This window comes from Luteococcus sp. (assembly GCF_043424415.1).
Classification (GTDB): Bacteria; Actinomycetota; Actinomycetes; order Propionibacteriales; family Propionibacteriaceae; genus Luteococcus.
Genome location: NZ_JBHWOO010000312.1, coordinates 1 through 4,796, shown reverse-complemented (window position 1 = coordinate 4,796; position 4,796 = coordinate 1). Strand labels below are relative to the sequence as shown.

At 66.5% G+C, this 4,796-nt stretch carries 5 protein-coding genes; 1 reads left to right on the top strand and 4 read right to left on the bottom strand.

What is annotated here, in order from left to right; translation table 11 throughout:
- Positions 1-136 precede the first annotated feature (136 nt).
- From ACHFFZ_RS17380 to ACHFFZ_RS17365, 4 genes are read right to left on the bottom strand one after another with little or no spacing between them, the layout of a single operon-like run.
- On the bottom strand, positions 137-688 hold the full coding sequence (locus tag ACHFFZ_RS17380) for a TniQ family protein (RefSeq protein ID WP_394277837.1): 552 nt from the start codon (positions 686-688) through the stop codon (positions 137-139).
- Positions 660-1,730 (bottom strand): ATP-binding protein, encoded by a 1,071-nt coding sequence (locus tag ACHFFZ_RS17375; RefSeq protein WP_394277836.1) that lies wholly within the window; start codon positions 1,728-1,730, stop codon positions 660-662. Before ACHFFZ_RS17375 ends, ACHFFZ_RS17380 begins: the two co-directional genes overlap by 29 nt.
- Positions 1,727-3,700, bottom strand: a complete 1,974-nt coding sequence (locus ACHFFZ_RS17370; RefSeq protein WP_394277835.1) for a hypothetical protein — start codon at positions 3,698-3,700, stop codon at positions 1,727-1,729. Before ACHFFZ_RS17370 ends, ACHFFZ_RS17375 begins: the two co-directional genes overlap by 4 nt.
- Complete coding sequence (locus tag ACHFFZ_RS17365; RefSeq protein WP_394277834.1) at positions 3,697-4,446, bottom strand: TnsA-like heteromeric transposase endonuclease subunit; 750 nt, start codon at positions 4,444-4,446, stop codon at positions 3,697-3,699. Before ACHFFZ_RS17365 ends, ACHFFZ_RS17370 begins: the two co-directional genes overlap by 4 nt.
- 145 nt (positions 4,447-4,591) lie before the next feature.
- Between ACHFFZ_RS17365 and ACHFFZ_RS17360 the strand changes: the two genes are divergently transcribed.
- Positions 4,592-4,796: NUDIX domain-containing protein (locus ACHFFZ_RS17360; protein ID WP_394276630.1), on the top strand; the 205-nt coding region annotated here is incomplete at its 3' end.

Genomic DNA, 4,796 nt, shown 5'->3' with positions numbered 1-4,796 from the left:
TTCGACACCGTCGGGTACTCCGCTCGGTGCTCCTGCACCAACCGCACCGCCCGGGCACGGACCTTCTCATCGACAACTTTCGGCATGCTGACATCCTCTCGAACTCACAAGGATGCGGCATCAAACCTGGGGCGCTTCAGGGTGCGGTGGCCCAAGCGTGGCTGGCCATGAGTGGTTGGTGGCATTCGGGGCAGGTGTTGACCAGCGCGACGTGATGGGTGGGGCAGCACAGCATGAGTGGTTGGGTCCAGACGGCCCGCCAGTAGGGCGCCTCGTCGGCCAGGCAGAGGGGGCAGAAGCGGGCGCTGCGTGTGGGGCCGGCGAGTAGGCCGTATTGGCGGGCGTAGGTGTAGGTGGCCTGCGCCAAAGGAGCTGGAGCGGCGAGGTTTTGGCGTTCCTGTTCGCTGAGTTGCAGGTGATCGGCAAGGCTGTGGGCGTTCACTTTGAGGCGGGTGGCCATGGTGTGGACGGTGTGGATCTTGCGCCGGTAGCCGAGTTGGTTGAAGAACTTGTTGGGTGCGACGTCGTAGCGCCACGCCAGGCGGCGTAGCCATGAGGCGGCCCATTCGTCGGGGAGGGGGGCGACGCGGATGGGCAGCGGTTCGTGTTCGCCGCCGTGGATGAGGACCAGTTCGGGAGGCCGGTGGCCTGACAGGGAGCTACGAGGCGAGCGATGTGTTTGCGGCATTGTCGAGCACTACCTGGTCGATGACGTCGGGGGTGAGGGCCTCTGTGTGGGTGGAGACGGCGACTTGGCAGCCGCGGTTGAGCAGGCCGGTGAGTGACCCGATGCGTCCTTGGGTGCGGCGGTAGATCTCGCGGGCTTGGTTGGCGAGCATGCCGGGTTGCTGGTCGGTGAGCATGAGGTGGTTCTCGAAGGTGTTGAGCAGGTCGACCCAGGCGCGGAACCCGGCGGTGGTGGAGATGTCGTGGGGGACGACGTCGCAGCGCACGGAGCGGCTGCTGGTTTGGGTGTAGGTGACGTTGTCGCCGGCCATGCCTTCGTCGAAGAAGCGTTTGGCGCGCAGGTTGACCCCGACGTAGATGAAGGTGGCGGGCATCTCGTTGGACCAGCTCTTGAGGTGGTTGGACAGTTCGATGCCGTTGCGGTGGCGGAAGTCGACGAAGTGGAGCTCGTCGATGACGATGAGTTGGGTCTCGCAGGCCGAGACGCAGTCGACGGCGAGGTCTTCGAGGCGCTGGGATGTGAGGCGGCCCTGCGCAGCGGTGTGGCCGTAGAAGTTCAGCAGGCGCTGGTTGAGGCCCTTGAGGGTGGTGGCTCCCTCGACGGAGAGGAAGGCCGCGGGGACACGGAGGTTGCCGCTGTCGGTGCGGGTGCCGTGGCGGCGTTCGATGCCGCGGTGGAACTGGCGTGCGTAGCGCTGGGCGATGGTGGTCTTGCCAAGACCGGGTGCGGCGTCGATGACGATGTTGGTGCGTTGCTGCTCACTGTCGCGCACGTTGGAAGCCATGACCTGGTCCATGATGCTGAAGGCCCGGGTGAGTTGTTGGGTCTTGATGGTGGGCAGGTTCCCGTTCCAGATGGCGCGAGCGGCGTTGTAGTCGTCGAGGTCATCTTCATCGAGAAGGGCCATCTCTCGGCGTGACAAGGTCTCGAACGGCTGCCGTGGGGGCCGGTGGACGTAGTTGTTCCAGCCGCGCCGCGTGGTGATGACGTCCTTGGCAACGGGGTTGTCGCGGCACCACTGGGCCCAGGGACTGCCGTTCATTCGTCGAACACCTCCAGCTGGTGGTTCTTGGGGTGCTCGAGGTAGTAGCGCTCGAACACGTCGACGTCGTCGACGACGCGCAGGGCGGGTCGGCGTGGGGTGGTGACCAGGTCAATGACGCCGGGGTTGGAGGCGAGCATCTGGCTGGACTGGCCGTTGGGCGCGGTGGGCTGGCTGGCCAAGCGCAGGGCGAGGTTGCGTTCGCGCCGGTCGAGGGTCTCGTCGCGTGACCAGCGGCTGAGCAGGTCCTGGATGGCCTGGTCGGGTTCGACGTGGCGGTTCTCCAGCACTCCTCGTGCTCGGGTGTAGTTGGCGGCGTCCTCGCTGAAGGGGGCGTTGAGCAGGTGGGCCTGGCGCCAAGTCAGGGGATGCCACTGGCGGGTGTCGGGGTCTTGGAATTGGATGGTGCGGATGTCGTCGATGTCGACCATGAAGGGCCACTTGCCGGGGTGTGCGCCGGCGTAGCTGGACTTGGTGCCGCGGTAGGGGTTGAGGGCGGGTCCGTCGTAGATGCGGCCGTCGATCTCGACGCCGTAGTGCTGGATGGTGCGCCACTGGCAGTCGAGGAACTCGTAGTAGAGGTCCTGGCTGGCGGGCAGGTTCAGCTCGCCGGCCACGGCGATGCCGCGGGCGTACATCTCGTTGGGGGACAGCTCGATGCGGGGCAGGCGGGGGTCAACCAGCCCGGAGTGGGGCATCTGGTGGTACTCGCCGACCCATTCGCGGATGATCTGTTCGAGCTCGGTGACGTAGTAGAAGGCGCCCTTCTCGACATCGAGGCCGCGCGAAGCGATGTTGGGGCCCTTGTAGCCGGGCAGCTTGTCGAGCAGGCCGGTGCGCAGGGTCCGGAAGAACCGTTCGATGGCCGGCTTGTCGGTTGGCTTGAGTGGGATGGCGGGCTGGATCGAGATTCCGAGCCGCCGGCAGGTCGCGGCGGTGTGGTCGGACAGGTAGACCTTGCCGTGGTCGATCACGATCGTGTCGGGGAACGTACCGGTGGTGCCGATGACCAGGTGTTCGGGGACCCCCGAGTAGGGACCGACGGGGCTGTCTGGGGCGGTGCCCCAGGTTTGTGGGGTCATCATCTGGAACAGGACGCTGGCGACGTCGGCGGCCTTCGCCGCGATCGGGCGAAGCCGGATCCCTCGGATGCCGCGGTCGTAGAGGTCCATCGCGACGGTGAGTTCGGTGTTGACCCACCGGTTGGTGACGGGTTCCATCGCGAACACGTCGAGTCGGTAGCCGTCCATGAGGACGTACTCACCGGGCCGGGTCGTTGACAATTGCCCCAGCACCCCGGTCGGGCGGTGGGCCACGGATCGGCGTTGTTTGGCCTCCCCGAAGGTCCGTCGGCCCTTGTCCAGCTCGTCGAGGCGACGGTAGGCCACGGCCTGGCTGGGGACCTGCCCGTCGGGGACGGCTTCCAGGTACCGCTGGTTGGTGAGTCGGATCACGGTGCGCTTGGTCGGTGTGGAGGCGTTGACCATGGTGTACAGCACCTCGCGGCAGGCCTGGTCCCATCGTGGGTCGACCGAGCGCCGTGTTTGTTTGGTGAGGCGGTTGTCAAGCAGCCCGGCTGGCCCGAGCTCGTTCGCGCGTTCGATGCGTCGTCGCAGCGTGCGGGCCGAGATGCCCTGCTGGTGAGCAGCGGCCTCCAACTCGCTGTTGGCCAAGGGTTTGTCGAGCAACGGGCGGAGCAGTTCGTACTGAGATTCGACCTCGCGCCGTTGTGCCCTGGTCAACTGGGACAGCAGGATGGCTGCCAAGTCGTCGCCCAGGGCGGGTGGGTTCGGCTCGTCGGTGAGGTTCGTCGCGACCCCGATCAAGTCGGTCAGGGCGGCGCGACGCTGGGAACCCACCGAGTCGACCGGGTCCGCGGTCTGCGCACTGACCTCGCGGACGGTCCAAACCTGCCCGTCGAACCAGAGTCGCTCGCCGACCTTGAGACGCAAGCTGGGGGTCGTGTTCATGCTGCGCTCCGGACTCTGGTGACCAGTGAATTGTTGGTCAGCGGCTGGTCGAGGTCGACCGACACACTGCCCGACCACAGGGCCGTGATCAGAGCGCTGCGCACCGCCGAAGCCGACCACCCTCCCGTGGCCTGGGCCTGTTCCTGCAATGTGGCCAACCGCATGCCTGGGCGGGCAATGGTGGGGAAGCACACAAGGATGACGGGATCGACCAGGTGGGGGCGGCGGCCTTGGGCAAGGAAGTGGAGGTTGCCCAACCTGACCGGGCTGCCGCCGGTCCACACCTCGTAGGCCCAGCCTCGCCGCGCAGCCACTTGCCCTGTCCAGGACAAGACCTTGCCCACCGCGGGTTCGTCCACCAGCCGCTGGGGCTTCACATCGACCAACGTCCAGCCGCCATCACGTCGGGCAAGGAGATAGTCCGGCACATGGCGGACTGGTTGCCCGTCATCCAAGGTCCCCTGGAGCCACAAGGGCTGGCTGGCGATGCCCACGACCTCGGGGTCCTGGTCGGCAACCATGAGGCAGTCGCGTTCGAGCAGGCTCTCGTAGCCGACGAGGTCACCCATCGTTGCCGACCACCACCAGCCCGGATAGTGCCGAAGGGCAGCATGCGAAGGGAAGGCCCGCGCAGGACGCCCGTGGACGACAGCCACCGGGTCGACGCGCGACAGGGCTGCGCTGTGCTCCTCGCCCTCAGCATCGAGGAAGGTGCACATCACCTCAGGGGCAACGCTGACTCCCATGGGTCCAGCATGCTCCTCGACGCCCTACTTCGTGACAAGAAACCGAGAAAATGACAACCCCGTGACAAGAAACCGAGAAAGTGACAGGTTCCGCGAGAACCTACACCTCCGCACCTGTCAACGCGCCTCCCGGTAGGCTCGTCGCATGCCGCTGACCCCGATCCTGACGACCCTCGCCTTCGTCCTGCATCCCGACGGGGAGCGGGTGTTGATGGTGCATCGCACCGCCCGCCCCGGCGATGAGCAGTTGGGCAAGTACAACGGTCTGGGCGGCAAGGTGGAACGCGACGAGGACGTGGTGGCCTGTGTGCGACGCGAGCTGCGCGAGGAGGCCGGTATCGAGGTCGACG

Coding starts and splice junctions, on each gene's coding strand:
- ACHFFZ_RS17375 (WP_394277836.1), bottom strand. CDS start 1,730: ATGAACGGCAGTCCCTGGGCCCAGTGGTGCCGCGACAACCCCGTTGCC.
- ACHFFZ_RS17370 (WP_394277835.1), bottom strand. CDS start 3,700: ATGAACACGACCCCCAGCTTGCGTCTCAAGGTCGGCGAGCGACTCTGG.
- ACHFFZ_RS17380 (WP_394277837.1), bottom strand. CDS start 688: ATGCCGCAAACACATCGCTCGCCTCGTAGCTCCCTGTCAGGCCACCGG.
- ACHFFZ_RS17365 (WP_394277834.1), bottom strand. CDS start 4,446: ATGGGAGTCAGCGTTGCCCCTGAGGTGATGTGCACCTTCCTCGATGCT.